This window comes from Streptomyces sp. NPDC005374 (assembly GCF_042872225.1).
Lineage (GTDB): Bacteria > Actinomycetota > Actinomycetes > Streptomycetales > Streptomycetaceae > Streptomyces.
The window spans coordinates 24,801-43,659 of the sequence record NZ_JBIAKA010000031.1 but is presented as its reverse complement, the minus strand read 5'-3'; the positions used below and the strand labels follow the sequence as shown (position 1 = coordinate 43,659).

Sequence of the window (18,859 nt, the reverse complement as noted above, 5' to 3'; positions counted from 1 at the left end):
GGCGCCCGGTGCGCCGTACGGTAACCGGCAGCCCGTCGGCAGTCACTCCTCGGCGGACGGTCACACGACGCGTCCGGTCACCCCTCCCGTACGGTCATCCCTCCGACGCCGGCTCCACGTCCCTGAGGAGCTGCCCGAAGGCCGCCTCGTCGACGATCGGGGTCCCGAACTGCCGGGCCTTGACGACCTTGGAGGTCCCCGAGTCCGGGTCGTTGGTGACGAGGAGGCTGGTCAGCCGCGAGATGCTGCCCGCGACGTGCAGCCCCGCCTCGACCGCCCGGTCCTCCAGCAGCTCGCGCTCGGTCGAGGTGTCCCCGGAGAACGCGATCCGCATGCCCTGCTTGAGAGGCTTGCTGTCCTCGTACCGCCCCGGGTTCGGGTACGGGCAGGCGGGCCGCTTGCGGGCGGGGCGCCAACTGGTCGGCCGGTAGCTGCCGTACCCCGCCTGCTGCCGGGGCACCGCATGGTCGGTCCACTCGGTCAGCGGCCGGCACTCGTGCAGCGGCAGCCGCACGCTGCGGGCGGCCGCGGCGTGCAGGCTCGGCCGGAACGCCTCCGCGAGCACCCGCGCGTCGTCGAGGGCGTGGTGCGCCCGCTGCTGGACGACACCGAAGTGGGCCGCGAGCGACTCCAGTTTGTGGTTGGGCAACGGAAGCCCGAGCTCCTTGGACAGCACGATGGTGCACAGCCGTTGACGTACCGGCGCCTCACGCTTGGCGCGCGCGTACTCCCGGGCGATCATCTGCCAGTCGAAGACGGCGTTGTGCGCGACCAGTACCCGGTTCTCCAGGCGGGTCGAGAACTCCTCGGCGATGTCCTGGAAGAGGGGCGCGTCGCGCAGGGTGTCGCTCGTCAGACCGTGGATCCACACGGGCCCCGGGTCGCGCTGCGGATTGACCAGCGTGTACCAGTGGTCCTCGACCTCACCGCGGGCGTCAAGCCGGTACACGGCCGCGGAGATTATCCGGTCGTCCCGGGCCAGGCCGGTGGTCTCCACGTCAACGACCGCGTACCCCTGGGGATATGCGGTCGGCCACGCCGTGGGGGAGGGCGCTGCGGTCGTGTGGTCTTCGAGCATGGTCCCTGAGGATACGGGCCGCGACTGACAGTCCCTCACGGTGGCGTCGGTACCGGGACCGATGCGGTGAGGATGCGATCCTCCGGAGGTGACCGACGAGGGTGTGGGTGAACCGGCGCACGGCGAGGCGCACGGCGGAGCGCTCGGCGCCCGTCTCAACTGGCTGCGGGCGGCCGTCCTGGGGGCGAACGACGGCATCGTCTCCACGGCCGGACTGGTGGTGGGCGTGGCGGGCGCGACGAGCGACCGCGAGGCGTTGCTGACGGCGGGTCTGGCCGGCTTGCTGGCCGGGTCCCTGTCCATGGCGGCGGGGGAGTACGTGTCCGTGTCGACCCAGCGCGACTCCGAGCAGGCCGCGTTGGCCGTGGAGAAGCGGGAGTTGAGGGAACAGCCGGAGGCGGAACTGGAGGAGCTGACGGAGCTTCTGGAGGAACGGGGACTGTCGCGTGAGGTGGCCCTTGAGGCGGCTCGGCAGCTGACGGAACGGGACGCCTTGCGCGCCCACGCGCGCGTGGAACTCGGTATCGACCCGGACGACCTGACGAATCCCTGGCATGCGGCATGGGCGAGCTTCCTGGCGTTCACGGCGGGAGCGGTACTGCCGCTGCTGGCGATCGTGCTGCCGGGGGCGGGGTGGCGGGTGCCGGTGACTGTGGTGTCGGTACTGGGGGCGTTGGTGCTCACCGGGTGGAGCAGCGCACGATCGGGGGCGGCGGCTCCGGGGCGGGCGGTGCTGCGGAACGTCGGGGGCGGGGCGTTGGCGATGGGGGTCACCTACGGGGTGGGGGCGTTGTTGGGGGCGGCGGGGGTCGGTTGACATCCCTTGGTGGAGATCACCAAGAAGCAAGCGCGTGCCACCGTTAATACTTGTAAGTAACAACGTCTAGCCGTGCCCGACCGGCGGTTCTACGGTGCACGCATGCCGAACCTTCCCGACGTCGTGGTCTGGTCCATACCGGCCTTCGTACTGCTCACCGTGATCGAGATGATCAGCGTCCGACTCCACCCCGACGCCGAGGGTGCCGCGGCCGGTTACGAGACGAAGGACGCCGCCACCAGCATCGGCATGGGACTCGGCAGCCTCGTCTTCGACTTCCTTTGGAAGATCCCGATCGTCGCGATCTACACGGCCCTCTACGAGCTCACGCCGCTCCGCGTCCCCGTCCTGTGGTGGACGGTCCCCCTGATGCTGCTCGCGCAGGACTTCTTCTACTACTGGTCCCATCGCGGCCACCATGTCGTCCGCATCCTGTGGGCCTGTCACGTCGTCCACCACTCCAGCCGGAAGTTCAACCTCACCACCGCGCTGCGCCAGCCCTGGACGACCCTGACCGTCTGGCCGTTCTACGTCCCTCTCGTCGCCCTCGGCGTCCACCCGGCCGCGCTCGCCTTCTGCTCCTCCGCGAACCTCGTCTACCAGTTCTGGATCCACACCGAACGCATCGACAAGATGCCCCGCTGGTTCGAGTTCGTCTGCAACACCCCGTCCCACCACCGCGTCCACCACGCCTCCCAGGGCGGCTACCTGGACCGCAACTTCGGCGGGATCCTCATCGTCTGGGACCGGCTCTTCGGCTCGTTCGTCGCCGAGACCGAACGGCCCGTCTATGGGTTGACCAAGAACATCAACACGTTCAACCCGATCAAGGTGGCCACCCACGAGTACGTCGCGATCATCAAGGACGTCAAGAAGGCGCACAGTTGGCGCGAGCGGGCCGGACGGATCTTCGGAGGGCCGGGCTGGGCACCGGCACCGGTGTCGGAGACAGCCGAGGAGACCGTGTCCGCGTGAACCCGGCGAGCACCCACCGCACCCGCCACGCGCTCCTCGCGGCCTTCGCCCTCGCCGCCGCCGTCGACCTCGTCTCCCTGGCCGTCGGCCCCGACCCCGGGCACACCGTCGCCAAGCCCCTGCTGATGCCGTTCCTGGCCGCATACGCCCTCGTGTCCGGCGCACCCCGGCTCCTCGTCGGCGCGCTCCTGTGCGGCTGGGGCGGTGACGTCCTGCTGTTGTCCGACGCCGACCCCGCCTTCCTCGCGGGCATGGCCTGCTTCGCGGCCGGCCACGTCTGCTACCTCGCGCTCTTCCAGGCGTACGGCGGCCCACGCGCGCGCGTGGCCCTCATCGCGCCCGTCTACGCCACCGGGCTTGCCGTCACCGTCGTGGCGCTGTGGCCGGACCTGCCCGCCGAACTGCGCGTGCCCGTCGCGGGTTACAGCGTGCTGCTGACGGCGATGGCGTGCGCGTCGGCCGTGCGGTTCGGATCCGTCGCCGGGCTCGGGGGCGCGCTCTTCCTGCTCTCGGACACCCTCATCGCGACCGGCGTCGCCGACTGGCCCCAACTGCCGCGGCCTGAGCTCTGGATCATGCTCACGTACATCGCCGCGCAGTTCCTGCTGGTCGACGGCGTACTGCGAACCCTGGAAGCCGGCCCGGGGCCGATGGCGACATACGGGGAGGTGCGCTCGACCACCCCCTGAGCGCCGTCACGACCCGGCAGGAAGGCGAACCCTCGCACGCACCCCACCAGGCCGTCGTCGAGGCCGTCGGCGTCGGACAACCCGGCGTCCGGAACTCGGCCTGCGGCACTGTCCAAGGCATGGACGCCGGCCCCGTTCCGATGCGACCGTGCGACCCGGAGGGTATCCTCGTCGGCTGCCCGGCGACGGACGAACGCATCGCCCTCAAGGTGCTCGGGACCGGCTGAAGCCACCGCGACATCACCAGCGGATCGGGTGCGGCAGCGCCGTCAGCAACCCCGACACCACGACCACCAGCCCCAGGGCCACGACCTCCACCCGCGCGGGGACACAGGCGGCCAGCGGGTCGGCGGCGCGGCGCAGCCGGGTCCGGGCCCACAGGGCGAGCGCGGCGACCACCGCCACGAGGAGCACCTTGGCGAGCAGGACACGTCCGTAGGCCGTGTCCGTCAACTGCTCGAGAACGGTTCCCGGCGGCATCCGACGCAGCGAGCTCCACACGCCGGTCGCGGTGACGGTGGCGAGCAGCACGGCCGCCACACGCGCGTAGAGCCCGATCAGTGCCGTGCCCGACGCGGCGGAGCGCGACTCCGCACGGCCGCCGGACTCGGCAGGGGCCGGCTCGGCTGCGCCCGGATCCACGGGCCCCGCCCCCGTGCCTCCCCAGCGGCGCAGCGTCCGCAGCACATGCAGCAGCCCGCCCGTCCACAGCGCCGCACACGTCAGATGGGCCAGGGTCAGCCCGGAACCGACCAGCGGACTGTGCTCCGTCGCGGGGTGGGCGCGCAGGGCCTCCGCCACGACCACGGCGGCCAGGGGCCACACCTGAACGGCCGGTCGGCCCGAGCCGGCGCACAGAGCGGCCACCAGGAACGCGTTGACCTCCAACAGGGCCAACTTGCCGTCCCTCGACTGGTACAGGCCGCCGACGTCGATCTCGGAAAGGCTGTGCGGCATCAGATTGCCGGTCGCCACGACCGACGCGAGACCCAGCGCGGCGACGAGACCGGCGACAGCCGCAAAAGGAGCCCAGGAGCGCGGTGCGTCGCGGGGAGCACCGGGCACCGAACGAGCCAGCCGGGCCACGAACAGCTCGCCGAGCGGCACGCACAACGCCGCGAACAGCACCGTCCGCAACAGGGCCACGCCACCCGCACCTGGCGCTGCGGCCTCCCCGGTGCCATGCAGCGCGGCGGATGGGCCGAACAGGGGTATCAGTACGGCCAGGACCACCAGGACGAGGACGGCTATCGCCCGGCCGGGGCCGGGGCGCCGCGCGGGTTCGCCCGCGTCGGCCACCTCGGCACTGGGTCTTATCAAGGTCATCTCACGATATTGACCAGTATGGGCAGAACCGGGCAACCGCACGGAATCAAACGGAATCAAGTGGACTTACGGCATTCCGCCCATGAGTGCGCTCCCGTCCCGGCCGCCGCTCACGCCCAGCGGGCGGCGCTGGTGCCGCACGGCACCGGCGGTCCGGCCCAGTCCGCCGGGCCGCCTTCGAACGAGACCGGGGACAGTGCGTACCGCAGCCGCCCGAGCGCACTGTCCGCCTCCGACAACCACGGTTCAGGACCGCCGTACGGGGCGTTCTCGGCGTCATCCGCCGCCGTGCCGGACCCGCCGGGCACGCCGTCCGTCAGCCATTGGGCCGTCCGTGCCAGAGCCAGCCGTAAGAACCGGCTCCCGCCCTCCCGCGACTGCTCGGCCAACGCCCGCAGTACGGCCGCCGCCAGCAGATAGCCCGTCCCGTGGTCCAGGGCCTGCGCGGGCAGCGCGCCCGGCCGCTCCGGCGAACCCTCCAGCGCGGCGATCCCGGTGGCCACCTGCACCAGGCTGTCGAAGCCCCGCCGCCCACGCCACGGCCCGTACCCGCCCCAGGCCGACAACTGCCCTACGACCACCCCGGGCCGCCGCTCCGCCAGTGCCTCGGGCGACAGGCCGAACCGGTCCAGGGCGCCCGGCCGGTACCCGGTGACGACCACGTCCGCCGCCGCGAGGAGTTCCTCGAAGGTCTGGCGGTCCGCGGCCAGGTCGAGCGTCGTCGAGCGCTTCCCGAAGCCCGTGTCGGCATGCTGGTCGGGCAGTTCGGGGAGCTGGGGCGCGTCCAGACGCAGGACGTCCGCGCCGAGCAGTGCGAGTGTGCGGGTGGCGACCGGGCCCGCGAGGACCCGCGTCAGATCCAGTACCCGCAGTCCGGCGGCGGGCGCCAGGGGAGAGGCGCCGACCTGGTCGACCCGGGGCAGTGCACGCACGTGTGCCGCGTCCAGCCGTCCGTGCTCGACCAGGGGCCGTTTCGCCACCTCGGTCGCCTGCGCGTGCGCGGCCCACTCCTCGGGAGAACGCAGCGCCACGGCGAGGCCCCCGGCCGCGTACACGGCTTCCTCGACGTCCAGGGCGGACCGCTCGGCGAGCGCCGCCTCGACGGCCGCCACGTCGTCCGGTACCCCGAGCACGTCCAGGAGCCGCGTGCGGTGGTGCGGATAGTTGGCGTGCGTGCGCACCCATCCGTCCGTCGTCCGCCAGAACCGTGAGAGCGGTGCGAAGGTGACCGGCGCGCGACCATTGATCAACAGATGGCGCTCGCTCAGGAAAGCGGTGGCGACCGCCCCGTCGTCCACCCGGACCGTCGGCACCTCGGCGAGCCCGGCCCGCAGCGCCCCCAACTCGGCGGCGGCCAGCGCGCACTGGGCCACACAGGCTCGCGCGAGCTTTCGCACGGGAAGGCGCCCCTCAAGGGCGCCCTCCCGCTTCACGAACTTGATGTCAGTCATGACTGTACTATGCAGTATTGATCACAGTATTGACTGAATCAATATATGGACGGGTCTTGATCGACCCGTACGGCTACTTCGTCACCGCATCCAGCGCGTCCACCGTGCCCCAGCCGTAGAAACCGTTGCGGTTCTTCGACCCCTCGCACACCGCGTCGACCTTGCCGTCGCCGTTGATGTCGTACGGGTCCGTGCACGGCGTGGCGTCCGCCTCCGCGTACAGCAGCGCCTTCACCAGGGCCGGCGGGGCGTACGGGTGCGTCGACTTGATCAGGGCGGCCACGGCCGCGACATGCGGCGAGGCCATCGACGTACCGGCCATGTAACCCCACTTGCCGCCGGGCAGGGTGCCCAGGATCAGACCGCTGGTCGCGGGCGGCTGGGGCGTCTGGTAGGCCGTCGAGTCACCGCCGGGCGCGGCGACGTCGATGACGCCCAGGCCGTAGTTGGAGAAGGACGACTTGATGCCCTTCGCGCCGGTCGCCGCGACCGTCACGACACCCGGCAGCTGGGTCGGTATGTCGAAGCACTTCGACGGGTCGATCACCCGGTCCGAGGGAGTGCCGTCGTTCGGCGAGACCGGGTCGGTGATCTCGTCGGCCGCGAGGTCGTAGTTCTCGTTGCCGGCCGCGGCCACGTTGACCACGCCCTCCTTCTCCGCGTACCGCGAGGCCCGGGTGATGGCGTCCACGAGCGCCTTCTGGTCCGGGTCGTCGGTGCAGTTGAAGTACCAGGGGTCCGTGTAATAGCTGTTGTTGGTGACGTCGACACCATGGGTGGCCGCCCACATGAAGCCGCAGACCACGGCCTCCGTGTAGAAGTAGCCGGCGGTGGTCGCGACCTTGATGCCCGCCACCTTCACGCCGGGCGCCACGCCCGTCATGCCGACGCCGTTCTTGGCGGCCGCGATCTCACCGGCCACGTGGGTGCCGTGCGGGCTCTCCCCGGCGCTCGGCCGCCATGCCCCGTCGGTGGTGTCCGGCTTGCCCGTCACGCAGTTCACCGAGGCGGCCCGGTCGAAGTTGGGCGCGAGGTCCGGGTGGGTGTCGTCCACACCGGTGTCGATCACGGCGACGGTGACCTTGCTGCTGCCGAGCGTCTTCTCGTGCGCCTTGTCCGCCTTGATGGCAGGCAGGTCCCACTGCAGGGACTCCAGCGGGTCCTGACCGGCCGCCGCAGCGGTCTTCGCCGCGGAGATCTCCGTCGCGCTGAGCGTCTTCGGCGTCCCCAGGTCGTCCGTCGACTGCGCGGGCAGCGGCGCATTGCGCGTGTTGCCCGCGGACTCGACGCCGCGGACCTTGCGGATCGTCTTGGCGAAGTCGGGGTTCGACGAGTGGACGACGATCACGCCGATCCGGTCGTACGACGTCACGATGGTGCCGCCGGCCTGGGCGATGGCCTTCTTCACCTGAGCCGAAGGAGCATGCCCGGCACGGACGTTGACGACATAGCTGAGCGCCGTCCCGTCCGCGTCGGCGGAGCCGAGGATGTCGTTGACGGCGCCGGTGACACCGGCCACGGTGCCGGGAAGGTCGGCCGCGGACGCCGTGGCGCCCGGCAGGAAGGCCATGGCGCCCGCCATGGTCATGCCCAGCGGGATCGCGATCGCGCGCCGAAAGCGCGGGTGGGGCCCTGTCATGATGAAAGTGTCTCCAGTTCGTTCTCGGTACAAGCGGTCCGTGCGGGTGGTGCCGTGGTTTCCGACCGGCGTGTCACTTGACCGCGCGCAGCGCGTTGACGATGCCGAAGCCGTAGAAACCGTTGACCCGGGTGCCGCCCTCGCACACCGCGTCCTGTGTCCCGTCACCGTTCTGGTCGTACGACGCCGGGCAGCTCGTGGCGTTCGCCTGCGCCTTGAGCAGCGCCTGCAGCTGGGCCGGGCTCGCCTTCGGGTGAGTCGACTTCAGCAGTGCGGCGACGCCCGCGGCGTGCGGCGAGGCCATCGAGGTGCCCTGAAGGAAGCCGTACCCGCCGTTCGGCAGGGTGGACAGGATGCGGCCGTTCTGCGACGGCGTGTCCGGTATCTGGTAGAGCCGGTCGCCACCGGGCGCCGCGATGTCGACGACGCCCTTGCCGTACGAGGAGTAGTAGGACTTGAGGTTCTTGACGCCCGTCGCGCTGACCGTGACGACACCCGGCAACTGCGTCGGCACGTCGAAGCACTCGTGCGGGTCGACGGGCCGCTCCACCGGAGTCGAGTCGTCGGGGCTCGACGCGTCGACGAGTGCGCCGGAGTCGAGGTCGTGGTTGGAGTTTCCGGCCGCAGCCAGGCTGAGCGTGCCCTTCTTCTGGGCGTACAGCTGCGCCCTGTTGACCGCATCGACGATGGCCCGCTGATCTGGATCGTCCATGCAGTTGTACAGCCACGGATCAACGTAGTAGCTGTTGTTGGTGATCTCGACGCCGTGGTCGGCGGCGAACACGAACGCGCACACGACGCTCTCGGGGTAGAAGAGGCCGTTGCCGCGGTCGGTCACGTTGATGGCCGACACCTTCACGCCGGGGGCGACCCCGGCCACACCGATGCCGTTGCGGGCCGCTGCGATCTCACCGGCCACGTGCGTGCCGTGGTAGTCGTCCGCGGTGTACGGCCGCCAGGCACCCTCGGTGGTGTCCGGGACCCCGCCGTCGCAGTTGGCCGACTGGGAGGCCGAGAAGTTCGGAGCGATGTCCGGGTGGGTGTCGTCGACGCCGGTGTCGATCACGGCGACGGTCACCTTGCGGCTGCCCGGGTCGATCCTGGCCGCCTTGTCGGCGCCTATCGCGCGCAGGTCCCACTGGTCGGCCTCGAGAGGCTCGCTGTCCGGCGTGGCGGCCGAGGCCTTCGCGACCTTCGCGGCCTGCGCGTCCGACAGGACCTGGACCGCGCCCTCGTCCGTCGTGCTCTCAGGGGTCAGCGGCGAGGTGCGGGTGGCACCGGCCGACTGCACCCCGCGCACCTTGCGGATCTCCTGGGCGAAGTCCGGGGCGGAGGAACGCGCGACGATCACGCCGATCTTCTCGTACGCGATCACCACGGTGCCGCCGGCCGCCGGGATCGCCCGCTTCACCGACGCGACCGTGCGGTGGTCCACCTTGGTGTTGACGACGTACGACAGGTTCGTCGCGTCCGAGGCCTGCGCCGTGGTCTCCCTCGCGGGGGCGGCAGAGGCCGCCGAGGGCAGGAAGCCGAGCGAGGCCGTGAGGGACAGCACGACGGGCACGGCGAGCGCGAGGCGGGTTCCTGAACGTCTCGGACGTCTGGAACGCGGCTGGGACATGGGGTCTCCACATCATCCGGAAACGAAACCGGCCCGAGACACAGGTGGCGTTCGGGCAGGTACATGACGGGCGGTTCAGGCTGAAGCTATCTCCCGAAGTCGCTGGCCAGCAATGACTTCCCCAAGGAGAGTCAGGAAAGAAGCAAAGCGAGTTGAACCGGGCCCAGCGCGGCGCCGTGACCTTGAACAGGGAACGCGAGGACACTCGCCCCGATCCCCGTCACCACCGCACCCGCAACGCGAGGAGAGTCCGTGTCCACCGACGCACCGCCACCCTCGAAAGAGCAGCACAAACTCCCCACCACCGCGGAGTTCACCGAGGTTCAGGAGAGCGCGGAGTTCGGTGAACTGCGCCGCTCCTACCGCTCCTTCGCCTTTCCGCTGACCGTCGGCTTCATCGCCTGGTACCTGCTGTACGTCCTGCTGTCCAACTACGCGGGCGACTTCATGGGCACCAAGGTCGTCGGCAACATCAACGTGGCCCTGGTCCTGGGCCTCGCACAGTTCCTCACCACCTTCCTCATCGCCTGGTGGTACTCACGCGTCGCCGCCGCCAAGTTCGACCCCAAGGCCGACGCGATCAAGTCCCGGATGGAGGGCGGCGCATGAGCCCCGCGATCACCCTGGCGGCCGGAGAGGCCAGCGAGCACCGGCCGCTGATCATCAGCCTGTTCGCGGTGTTCGTCCTCGCGACCCTCGTCATCACCGTCTGGGCCGGCCGCCAGACCAAGGACGCGGCCGACTTCTACGCGGGCGGACGCCAGTTCACCGGCTTCCAGAACGGCCTCGCCGTCTCCGGCGACTACATGTCCGCCGCTTCCTTCCTCGGCATCGCGGGCGCCATCGCCCTCTTCGGCTACGACGGCTTCCTGTACTCCGTCGGCTTCCTGGTCGCCTGGCTCGTCGCCCTGCTCCTGGTCGCCGAACCGCTGCGCAACTCCGGCCGCTACACGATGGGCGACGTCCTCGCCTACCGGATGCGCCAGCGCCCGGTCCGTACGGCGGCCGGCACCTCCACCATCGTGGTCTCGATCTTCTACCTGCTGGCCCAGATGGCGGGCGCGGGCGTCCTGGTCTCCCTGCTCCTCGGCATCACCAGCGACGCCGGCAAGATCGGCGTCGTCGCCCTCGTCGGCGTCCTCATGATTGTTTACGTCACCATCGGCGGCATGAAGGGCACCACCTGGGTCCAGATGGTCAAGGCCGTCCTGCTGATCGCGGGCGCCCTCCTGCTGACCTTCCTGGTGCTGCTGAAGTTCGACTTCAACGTCTCCGACCTGCTGGGCTCCGCCGCCGACAACAGCGGCAAGGGCGCGGCCTTCCTGGAGCCGGGCCTGAAGTACGGCGCCACGGGCACCACCAAGCTGGACTTCATCTCGCTCGGCATCGCCCTGGTCCTCGGCACCGCAGGACTGCCGCACATCCTGATCCGCTTCTACACGGTGCCCACAGCCAAGGCCGCCCGTAAGTCGGTCATCTGGGCCATCGGCCTCATCGGCGCCTTCTACCTGATGACCCTCGCCCTCGGCTTCGGCGCCGCCGCCCTCATCAAGCCGGACGAGATCATCGCCTCCAACAAGGCGGGCAACACGGCGGCGCCACTCCTTGCCCTGCATCTGGGCGGCGTCGACTCCAACTGGGGCGCGATCCTGCTGGCCACCATCTCGGCGGTCGCCTTCGCGACCATCCTCGCGGTCGTCGCCGGTCTCACCCTGGCCTCCTCGTCGTCGTTCGCGCACGACATCTACGCGAACGTCATCAAGCGGGGGCAGGCCACCGAGAAGCAGGAGATGAGCGCGGCCCGCTGGGCGACCGTCGGTATCGGCGCGGTCTCCATCCTGCTGGGCGCCCTGGCCCGCGACCTGAACGTCGCCGGCCTCGTCGCCCTCGCCTTCGCGGTCGCCGCGTCCGCGAACCTGCCGACGATCATCTACAGCCTCTTCTGGAAGCGGTTCACCACCTCCGGAGCCCTGTGGTCGATCTACGGCGGCCTCGTCACGGCGGTCGGCCTGGTGCTGTTCTCGCCGGTCGTCTCCGGCAAGCCCAGCTCGATGTTCCCGGACGTCGACTTCCACTGGTTCCCGCTGGAGAACCCGGGGATCATCTCGATCCCGGTCGGCTTCCTGCTCGGCATCATCGGCACCTACCTGTCCAAGGAGGAGCCCGACAAGGGCAAGTACGCGGAGCTGGAGGTCCGGTCCCTGACCGGCACCGGCGCCCACTGACACGCCCCCTGAGCGGCCGCGTCGTAGGTCTCTACGACGCGGCCGTCTCGTACGTCGTGGGATCGGACCCTGTCGGTGTCAGTGGCGTCACGTAGGCTCGTGAGTGACGGAAAACGATGGATCCCGCACTGATCCGCGACGAGGGAGGGGGCCCACGTGCTCATCGACACCTTTGGCCGGACGGCCACCGACCTGCGCGTCTCACTGACCGACCGGTGCAATCTGCGGTGCACCTACTGCATGCCCGAAGAGGGCCTGCAGTGGCTGGCCAAGCCCGATCTGCTCACCGACGACGAGATCGTCCGCCTGATCGACATCGCCGTCACCTCCCTCGGTATCGAGGAGGTCCGCTTCACCGGCGGTGAGCCCCTGCTGCGCCCGGGTCTGGTCGGCATCGTCGAGCGGGTCGCGGCCCTGGACCCGCGCCCCCAGATGTCCCTGACGACGAACGGCATCGGCCTCAAGCGCACCGCGACCGCCCTGAAGGCCGCGGGCCTGGACCGGGTCAACGTCTCCCTCGACACCCTCCGCCCGGACGTCTTCAAGACCCTCACCCGCCGCGACCGCCACCAGGACGTCCTGGAAGGCCTCGACGCGGCCCGTGATGCGGGCCTGACCCCCGTCAAGGTGAACTCGGTCCTGATGCCGGGGCTCAACGAGGACGAGGCCCCGGACCTCCTGGCATGGGCCGTGGAGCACGACTACGAACTGCGCTTCATCGAGCAGATGCCCCTGGACGCCCAGCACGGCTGGAAGCGGGACGGCATGATCACCGCAGGGGACATCCTGGCCTCCCTGCGCACCCGCTTCGACCTCACGGAAGAGGGCTCGCAGGCGCGCGGCTCGGCGCCCGCGGAGCGCTGGCTGGTCGACGGCGGCCCGCACCGCGTGGGCGTCATCGCCTCGGTCACCCGCCCGTTCTGCGCGGCCTGCGACCGCACCCGCCTCACGGCCGACGGACAGATACGCACCTGCCTGTTCGCCCGCGAGGAGACAGACCTCCGCGCGGCGCTGCGCTCCGACGCCGGCGACGAGGAGATCGCCCGCATCTGGCGCGAGGCGATGTGGGGCAAGAAGGCGGGAGCGGGCCTGGACGACCCGACGTTCGTCCAGCCGGACCGCCCCATGTCGGCGATCGGCGGCTAGCCGAGGCCGGGCCCCTTCGAGGCTAGGCCCCTTCGGGGGCCTGCCACTCCCCGAACTTCACGACGTCCTTGAGGAACCCCCGCACCCCGAGGAACTGCGAGAGATGCTCCCGGTGCTCCTCGCAGGCGAGCCACGTCTTGCGCCGCTCCGGCGTGTGAATCTTCGGGTTGTTCCACGCGAGCACCCAGACCGCGTCGGCACGACAGCCCTTGGCGGAACAGATCGGGATCTCGTCACTCACGGATTCGTCTCACAAGCGGGGAAAAAGGCGACGCCGAGCAGCCACGGGGGGAGCTGCCCGGCGTCGGTCTGTCGCTCCGACGGGGGATGCGGAGCGCGTACGAAGTATGTCACGGGTAACCCTTGGCCCGGCACTGGAACAACATGATTGATCTGAGCTTTTCTTGAGCTTGGTACGGGGAAAACCACTCACGTCCGCTCGTGCGGTTCGCCCCCCGCCGCCGACGCCGACCCGCCCGCGCCGCCTTCCGTAGCGGGTTCCGCGAAGTCGCCCTCCGCCCGCGGCGGAGTGATCATCGGCCGGATCGGGACGGTCACGAACGTCGACGGCAGAGAGGGCGCGTTCTCCCGCCCCGCGTTGGCGATGACGACGGAGATATAGGGCAGAACCGCCCCGAGCACCAGCGCGACGATCGCGACATGCCGTTCCACGTTCCAGAGCGTGGCCGCGAGCACCACGGAAATCGTACGGACCGTCATCGAGATGACGTACCGGCGCTGACGTCCGCGCACATCGTCCTGGAGACTCGTCCGGGCTCCGGTGATCCGGAACACCTGGGCGCTGCCGCCGCCGTGCTGCTTCCGATTCACATTCCACCATCCGCCCGCATCGGACTCTCCCCGCCCCGCATCCGCTCCGTACCCGCAGGAGATACCGGGCCCGGACAGCTTCCACGTTACGCCGCGCCTGCGCCGCCTGGGAGACCGGGGCACCTCCCGCCTGGGCGGACGACCTCACCCGCGGCACGTACGGCGGTACCCGACATGCGCCGTACCGCGAACGGGCCGACACTGGCCGTAATGCTCACGTCGAGCCGTACGAGGAGGCAGCCATGGGCTGGTTGTGGGCGATCATCGTGGGATTCGTGCTGGGCCTGATCGCGAAGGCGATCATCCCCGGGAAACAGCACAGTCCCCTCTGGCTGACCACCATCTTCGGCATGCTGGGAGCCATCGCCGGCAACGCGATCGCGCGTTGGGCGGGCGTCGACGAGACCTCCGGCATCGACTGGAGCCGCCACGCGTTCCAGCTGATCGCCGCGGTCATCATCGTCGGCGTCGGCGACATGCTCTACATGGCGACGCTGGGCAAGCGCAAACAGCGGACCTGAGAGCCGGTACGACGAAGGGGGCGCCCTCCACCCGGAGCGGCGCCCCCTTCGTCGTACCAGGAACTACGCGGAGGTGACCTCGACCGCCGCCAGGTTCTTCTTGCCGCGGCGCAGCACCAGCCAGCGCCCGTGCAGCAGGTCGTCCTGGACGGGGACGGCGTCCTCCGCGGTGACCTTGACGTTGTTCACGTAGGCCCCGCCCTCCTTCACCGTCCGCCGGGCCGCCGACTTGCTGGCCACCAGACCGACCTCGGCGAACAGGTCCACGACGGCACCGAGCTCGGTGACCTGGATGTGCGGTACCTCCGAGAGCGCCGCGGTCAGCGTCTTCTCGTCCAGCTCCGCCAGCTCGCCCTGTCCGAACAGCGCCTTCGAAGCGGCGATCACGGCAGCCGTCTGGTCGGCGCCGTGCACCAGCGTCGTCAGCTCCTCGGCCAGCGCGCGCTGAGCGGCGCGGGCCTGCGGACGCTCCTCGGTCTGCCGCTCCAGCTCCTCCAGCTCCTCACGGGACCTGAAGGACAGGATGCGCATGTACGTCGAGATGTCCCGGTCGTCCACGTTCAGCCAGAACTGGTAGAACGCGTACGGCGTCGTCATCTCGGCGTCGAGCCAGATGGCACCGCTCTCGCTCTTGCCGAACTTCGTACCGTCCGCCTTGACCATCAGCGGCGTCGCCAGACAGTGCGCCTCGGCCCCGGGCTCCAGCTTGTGGATCAGGTCGAGACCCGCGGTGAGGTTGCCCCACTGGTCGCTGCCGCCCTGCTGGAGCGTGCAGCCGTACCGCCGGTACAGCTCCAGGAAGTCCATGCCCTGGAGGAGCTGGTAACTGAACTCCGTGTAGCTGATGCCCTCCTGGGACTCCAGCCGACGCGCGACCGAGTCCTTGGTGAGCATCTTGTTGACGCGGAAGTGCTTGCCGATGTCCCGCAGGAACTCGATGGCCGACATCCCGGCCGTCCAGTCCAGGTTGTTCACCATCGTCGCGGCGTTCTCGCCCTCGAAGGACAGGAACGGCTCGATCTGCGCGCGCAGCCGGTTCACCCAGGCAGCGATGGTCTCCGGGTCGTTCAGCGTGCGCTCCGCCGTGGGGCGCGGGTCGCCGATCTGGCCGGTCGCCCCGCCCACCAGGGCCAGCGGGCGCAGACCGGCCTGCTGGAGCCGGCGCATGGTGAGGACCTGCACCAGGTGACCGACGTGCAGGCTGGCCGCCGTGGGGTCGAAACCGCAATAGAACGTGACGGGACCGTCCGCGAGCGCCTTGCGCAATGCGTCCTCGTCAGTGGACAGGGCCCACAGGCCTCGCCACTTGAGCTCGTCGACGATGTCCGTCACGGTTCTCGCATCTCCTCGAAAGATCCTCGGGCAGTCGAGTGACTGCCGGTTACGAGGTTATACGCCCTGACTGACAGAACTCATATTGAAATCCGGTACCCGCAGCGCCGGCATCGCGGCCCTGGTGAAGTAGTCGCTCCACTCCCTCGGCAGCGTCTTCTCCGTCCGCCCCGCCTCCGTCGCCCGCCCCAGCAGGCCGACCGGCGACTCGTTGAACCGGAAGTTGTTGACCTCGCCGGTCACCTCGCCGTTCTCGACGAGGTACACGCCGTCCCGGGTCAGCCCGGTGAGCAGCAGCGTGGCCGGGTCGACCTCGCGGATGTACCAGAGGCAGGTCAGCAGCAGCCCGCGCGTGGTGTTCGCGACCATGTCCTCCAGGGAGAGGTCCGAGCCCCCGTCGAGAACGAGGTTCCCGGCCGCCGGGGCCACGGGCAGCCCGGTCAGCCCCGCGCTGTGGCGGGTGGTCATCAGGTGCGCCAGCTCGCCCTCGCGGACCCAGTCGGTGGCCGCGACCGGCAGACCGTTGTCGAACACCGACTGGTCGCCCCCGGAGGAGTGCGCGACCACGAAGGGAGCGGACTCCAGACCGGGCTCGTTGGGGTCGCTGCGCAGGGTCAGCGGCAGCTCGGTCAGCCTCTCGCCGACCCGGGTGCCGCCGCCGGGCTTGGAGAACACCGTCCGCCCCTCGGCCGCGTCCCGCCCCGACGCCGACCACAGCTGGTAGATCAGCAGGTCCGCGACCGCGGTCGGCGGCAGCAGCGTCTCGTACCGCCCTGCGGGCAACGGGACACGACGCTCGGCCCATCCGAGGCGTACGGCGAGTTCGGCGTCCAGCGCCGCCGGGTCGACGTCCTTGAAGTCCCGCGTGGAGCGCCCGGCCCAGGCCGAGCGGGTCCGGTCGGGCGACTTGGCGTTGAGTTCCAGCGTGCCGTTGGGCTGGTCGTGGCGCAGCCGCAGCCCCGTGGACGTGCCCACGTACGTCGACACGAGCTCGTGGTTGGCGAAGCCGTACAGCTCGCGGCCGCCCGCACGCGCGCGTGCGAAGGACTCACCGAGTGCCGGCGCGAAGTCGGCGAAGACGGCCGAGGACGTCTCGACGGGCGCGTCGGTGAAGTCGGGGGACTCCGGTACGCCCGAGACCAGCGGCTGGGCGTCCTCGGCGGGCGCGGCACCGCGGGCGGCGGCCTCGGCGGCCCGCACCAGCGGCTCCAGCTCGTCGGCGGTCACGGCCGACCGCGAGACGACCCCGGAGGCGGTGCCCTCCTTGCCGTCGACGGTCGCGACGACCGTGAGCGTGCGCCCGCGCGTGACGCCGTTCGTGGTGAGCGCGTTGCCCGCCCAGCGCAGGTTGGCGGTCGACTGCTCGTCGGCGATCACGACACAGCCGTCCGCCCGCGACAGCGCGAGCGCCTGCTCGACGATCTCGTGCGGCTTGTTGGTACGCGGGCTCATCGACCGGCCTCCTGCGTGGTGTTCAGAATGTTGACGCCCTTGAAGAGGGCCGACGGGCAGCCGTGCGACACGGCCGCGACCTGTCCCGGCTGCGCCTTGCCGCAGTTGAACGCGCCGCCGAGGACGTAGGTCCCCGGGCCGCCCACCGCAGCCATCGAGCCCCAGAAGTCGGTCGTGGTCGCCTGGTAGGCGACGTCCCGCAGCTGGCCGGTGATCCGCCCGTTCTCGATCCTGAAGAACCGCTGGCCGGTGAACTGGAAGTTGTAGCGCTGCATGTCGATCGACCAGGACCGGTCGCCGACGACGTAGATCCCGCGGTCCACGCTCCCGATGAGGTCCTCCGTCGACATCCCGGCCGGATCCGGCTGCAACGACACGTTGGCCATGCGCTGCACGGGCACATGCTCGGGGGAGTCGGCGTAGGCGCACCCGTTGGACCGCTCGAACCCGGTCAGCTTCGCGATCCGCCGGTCCAGCTGGTACCCGACGAGCGTGCCGTCCTTCACCAGGTCCCAGGACTGGCCCGCGACGCCCTCGTCGTCGTAGCCGATGGTGGCGAGGCCGTGCTCGGCGGTGCGGTCACCGGTGACGTTCATCAGCTCGGAGCCGTACCTGAGCTTGCCGAGCTGGTCGAAGGTGGCGAAGGAGGTGCCGGCGTAGGCGGCCTCGTAGCCGAGAGCGCGATCCAGCTCGGTGGCGTGGCCGATCGACTCGTGGATGGTCAGCCACAGGTTGGACGGGTCGACGACGAGGTCGTACAGGCCCGACTCGACGCTCGGCGCACGCATCTTCTCGGCGAGCAGTTCCGGAATCTGTTCGAGCTCGCTCTCCCAGTCCCAGCCGGTGCCCGTGAGGTACTCCCAGCCGCGGCCGACGGGCGGTGCGATGGTCCGCATGGAGTCGAACTCGCCGCTCGATTCGTCGACCGACACGGCCGTCAGCTGCGGGTGCAGCCGGACCCGCTGCTGCGTGGTCACCGTGCCCGCGGTGTCGGCGTAGAACTTGTTCTCGTGCACGGTGAGCAGCGAGGCGTCGACATGGTTGACCCCGTCCGCCGCCAGCAGCCGCGCGCTCCAGTCCGCGAGCAGCGCCGCCTTCTCCTCGTCGGGCACGGAGAAGGGATCGATCTCGTACGACGAGATCCACGTCCGGTCGGCGTGCACGGGCTCGTCGGCGAGCTCCACCCGCTCGTCGGACCCGGCCGCGCGGATCACCTGGGCGGAGAGCTTCGCCATGGCCACGGCCTGCGAGGCGACCTTGGCGGCGGCATCCAGTGTCAGATCCACGCCGGACGCGAAGCCCCAGGTCCCGCCGTGCACGACCCGCACCGCGTACCCGAGGTCGGTGGTGTCCGAGGACCCGGACGGCTTGGCGTCCCGCAGCCGCCAGGACGCACTGCGCACCCGCTCGAACCGGAAGTCCGCGTGCGCCGCGCCGAGCGCACGCGCGCGTGCCAGCGCCGCGTCGGCGAGGGCACGTAGGGGAAGCGCAGTGAAGGCTTCGTCGATGGTATGAGGCACCTGGGTCTCTTCCTGTCGGCATGAGGGTGGGCGACGGCTGCTCCGATCATGTCGCGGTGGACGGTGCGCGGACCACACGTTTCCGACCGCCGTCGGCAACTTTCTGTAGGGACCCGACAGCGAGTGCCGTGAGCCACTGTCGGTGCCCGGATGTCCTCGGCGGGGAGCGGCCCGATAGGTTTTCGGAGAAGCCGCCTGCCGTCCAGGGTGTTCGGGCGGGTGTGTCAGACCCCTAT

General features: G+C 70.2%; 17 protein-coding genes. 7 read left to right on the top strand and 10 right to left on the bottom strand.

Annotation, left to right across the window (positions count from 1 at the left end):
- Nucleotides 1-94 precede the first annotated feature (94 nt).
- Nucleotides 95-1,078 carry a DEDDh family exonuclease gene (locus ACFYRX_RS45370; RefSeq protein ID WP_389113128.1) on the bottom strand — a complete coding sequence of 328 codons (984 nt, stop codon included), beginning with the start codon at nucleotides 1,076-1,078 and terminating at the stop codon, nucleotides 95-97.
- 103 nt (nucleotides 1,079-1,181) lie between these two features.
- Between ACFYRX_RS45370 and ACFYRX_RS45365 the strand changes: the two genes are divergently transcribed.
- From ACFYRX_RS45365 to ACFYRX_RS45355, 3 genes are all read left to right on the top strand, one after another.
- Entirely contained in the window at nucleotides 1,182-1,895 is a 714-nt protein-coding gene (locus ACFYRX_RS45365) for a VIT family protein (protein ID WP_389113157.1), read from the top strand.
- A gap of 102 nt (nucleotides 1,896-1,997) precedes the next feature.
- Nucleotides 1,998-2,870 carry a sterol desaturase family protein gene (locus ACFYRX_RS45360; RefSeq protein ID WP_389113126.1) on the top strand — a complete coding sequence of 291 codons (873 nt, stop codon included), beginning with the start codon at nucleotides 1,998-2,000 and terminating at the stop codon, nucleotides 2,868-2,870.
- Entirely contained in the window at nucleotides 2,867-3,559 is a 693-nt protein-coding gene (locus ACFYRX_RS45355; protein ID WP_389113124.1) for a lysoplasmalogenase, read from the top strand. The genes ACFYRX_RS45360 and ACFYRX_RS45355 overlap by 4 nt, the downstream gene beginning before the upstream one ends.
- Nucleotides 3,560-3,799: 240 nt before the next feature.
- Here the strand turns inward: ACFYRX_RS45355 and ACFYRX_RS45350 are convergent, their stop codons facing one another.
- The 4 genes from ACFYRX_RS45350 to ACFYRX_RS45335 form a co-directional block, all read right to left on the bottom strand.
- Nucleotides 3,800-4,885 (bottom strand): CopD family protein, encoded by a 1,086-nt coding sequence (locus ACFYRX_RS45350; protein WP_389113122.1) that lies wholly within the window; start codon nucleotides 4,883-4,885, stop codon nucleotides 3,800-3,802.
- A 110-nt stretch (nucleotides 4,886-4,995) separates the two neighbouring features.
- A complete protein-coding gene (locus ACFYRX_RS45345) occupies nucleotides 4,996-6,336 on the bottom strand; it encodes a CoA transferase (protein ID WP_389113120.1) in 1,341 nt (446 codons plus the stop codon).
- A gap of 73 nt (nucleotides 6,337-6,409) precedes the next feature.
- Nucleotides 6,410-7,975 carry a S8 family serine peptidase gene (locus tag ACFYRX_RS45340; protein ID WP_389113119.1) on the bottom strand — a complete coding sequence of 522 codons (1,566 nt, stop codon included), beginning with the start codon at nucleotides 7,973-7,975 and terminating at the stop codon, nucleotides 6,410-6,412.
- A gap of 73 nt (nucleotides 7,976-8,048) precedes the next feature.
- A complete protein-coding gene (locus tag ACFYRX_RS45335) occupies nucleotides 8,049-9,596 on the bottom strand; it encodes a S8 family serine peptidase (RefSeq protein ID WP_389113118.1) in 1,548 nt (515 codons plus the stop codon).
- 252 nt (nucleotides 9,597-9,848) lie between these two features.
- Between ACFYRX_RS45335 and ACFYRX_RS45330 the strand changes: the two genes are divergently transcribed.
- The 3 genes from ACFYRX_RS45330 (at nucleotide 9,849) to moaA (ending at nucleotide 12,967) form a co-directional block, all read left to right on the top strand.
- Nucleotides 9,849-10,205: a DUF485 domain-containing protein gene (locus ACFYRX_RS45330; RefSeq protein WP_389113116.1), complete on the top strand. Its 357-nt coding sequence runs from the start codon at nucleotides 9,849-9,851 to the stop codon at nucleotides 10,203-10,205.
- Nucleotides 10,202-11,821 carry a cation acetate symporter gene (locus tag ACFYRX_RS45325; RefSeq protein WP_389113115.1) on the top strand — a complete coding sequence of 540 codons (1,620 nt, stop codon included), beginning with the start codon at nucleotides 10,202-10,204 and terminating at the stop codon, nucleotides 11,819-11,821. The genes ACFYRX_RS45330 and ACFYRX_RS45325 overlap by 4 nt, the downstream gene beginning before the upstream one ends.
- A gap of 156 nt (nucleotides 11,822-11,977) precedes the next feature.
- Nucleotides 11,978-12,967 carry a GTP 3',8-cyclase MoaA gene (moaA, locus tag ACFYRX_RS45320; RefSeq protein ID WP_389113113.1) on the top strand — a complete coding sequence of 330 codons (990 nt, stop codon included), beginning with the start codon at nucleotides 11,978-11,980 and terminating at the stop codon, nucleotides 12,965-12,967.
- 22 nt (nucleotides 12,968-12,989) lie between these two features.
- On the opposite strand, the gene ACFYRX_RS45315 is transcribed toward moaA, so the two are convergent.
- Together ACFYRX_RS45315 and ACFYRX_RS45310 are read right to left on the bottom strand one after the other, a co-directional pair.
- Nucleotides 12,990-13,208 (bottom strand): hypothetical protein, encoded by a 219-nt coding sequence (locus ACFYRX_RS45315; RefSeq protein WP_389113111.1) that lies wholly within the window; start codon nucleotides 13,206-13,208, stop codon nucleotides 12,990-12,992.
- 188 nt (nucleotides 13,209-13,396) lie between these two features.
- Nucleotides 13,397-13,798, bottom strand: coding sequence for a DUF3099 domain-containing protein (locus tag ACFYRX_RS45310; RefSeq protein ID WP_389113109.1), 402 nt, complete (start codon nucleotides 13,796-13,798; stop codon nucleotides 13,397-13,399).
- Nucleotides 13,799-14,040: 242 nt separating this feature from the next.
- On the opposite strand from ACFYRX_RS45310, the gene ACFYRX_RS45305 reads away from it, so the two are divergent.
- Nucleotides 14,041-14,319, top strand: a complete 279-nt coding sequence (locus ACFYRX_RS45305) for a GlsB/YeaQ/YmgE family stress response membrane protein (RefSeq protein ID WP_389113107.1) — start codon at nucleotides 14,041-14,043, stop codon at nucleotides 14,317-14,319.
- A 63-nt stretch (nucleotides 14,320-14,382) separates the two neighbouring features.
- Here the strand turns inward: ACFYRX_RS45305 and tyrS are convergent, their stop codons facing one another.
- The 3 genes from tyrS to ACFYRX_RS45290 are packed head-to-tail and all read right to left on the bottom strand — an operon-like array spanning nucleotide 14,383 to nucleotide 18,623.
- Nucleotides 14,383-15,651 (bottom strand): tyrosine--tRNA ligase, encoded by a 1,269-nt coding sequence (gene tyrS / locus ACFYRX_RS45300; protein WP_389113105.1) that lies wholly within the window; start codon nucleotides 15,649-15,651, stop codon nucleotides 14,383-14,385.
- Between the two features lie 57 nt (nucleotides 15,652-15,708).
- On the bottom strand, nucleotides 15,709-17,103 hold the full coding sequence (locus ACFYRX_RS45295; RefSeq protein WP_389113103.1) for a metallopeptidase TldD-related protein: 1,395 nt from the start codon (nucleotides 17,101-17,103) through the stop codon (nucleotides 15,709-15,711).
- Complete coding sequence (locus tag ACFYRX_RS45290) at nucleotides 17,100-18,623, bottom strand: TldD/PmbA family protein (RefSeq protein ID WP_389113101.1); 1,524 nt, start codon at nucleotides 18,621-18,623, stop codon at nucleotides 17,100-17,102. The genes ACFYRX_RS45295 and ACFYRX_RS45290 overlap by 4 nt, the downstream gene beginning before the upstream one ends.
- Nucleotides 18,624-18,859 lie beyond the last annotated feature (236 nt).

Excerpts from the sequence above, each read along its gene's own strand:
- ACFYRX_RS45370 (WP_389113128.1), bottom strand. The coding sequence starts at position 1,078 with ATGCTCGAAGACCACACGACCGCAGCGCCCTCCCCCACGGCGTGGCCG.
- ACFYRX_RS45360 (WP_389113126.1), top strand. The coding sequence starts at position 1,998 with ATGCCGAACCTTCCCGACGTCGTGGTCTGGTCCATACCGGCCTTCGTA.
- ACFYRX_RS45350 (WP_389113122.1), bottom strand. The coding sequence starts at position 4,885 with ATGACCTTGATAAGACCCAGTGCCGAGGTGGCCGACGCGGGCGAACCC.
- ACFYRX_RS45345 (WP_389113120.1), bottom strand. The coding sequence starts at position 6,336 with ATGACTGACATCAAGTTCGTGAAGCGGGAGGGCGCCCTTGAGGGGCGC.
- ACFYRX_RS45340 (WP_389113119.1), bottom strand. The coding sequence starts at position 7,975 with ATGACAGGGCCCCACCCGCGCTTTCGGCGCGCGATCGCGATCCCGCTG.
- ACFYRX_RS45335 (WP_389113118.1), bottom strand. The coding sequence starts at position 9,596 with ATGTCCCAGCCGCGTTCCAGACGTCCGAGACGTTCAGGAACCCGCCTC.
- ACFYRX_RS45325 (WP_389113115.1), top strand. The coding sequence starts at position 10,202 with ATGAGCCCCGCGATCACCCTGGCGGCCGGAGAGGCCAGCGAGCACCGG.
- ACFYRX_RS45305 (WP_389113107.1), top strand. The coding sequence starts at position 14,041 with ATGGGCTGGTTGTGGGCGATCATCGTGGGATTCGTGCTGGGCCTGATC.
- ACFYRX_RS45295 (WP_389113103.1), bottom strand. The coding sequence starts at position 17,103 with ATGAGCCCGCGTACCAACAAGCCGCACGAGATCGTCGAGCAGGCGCTC.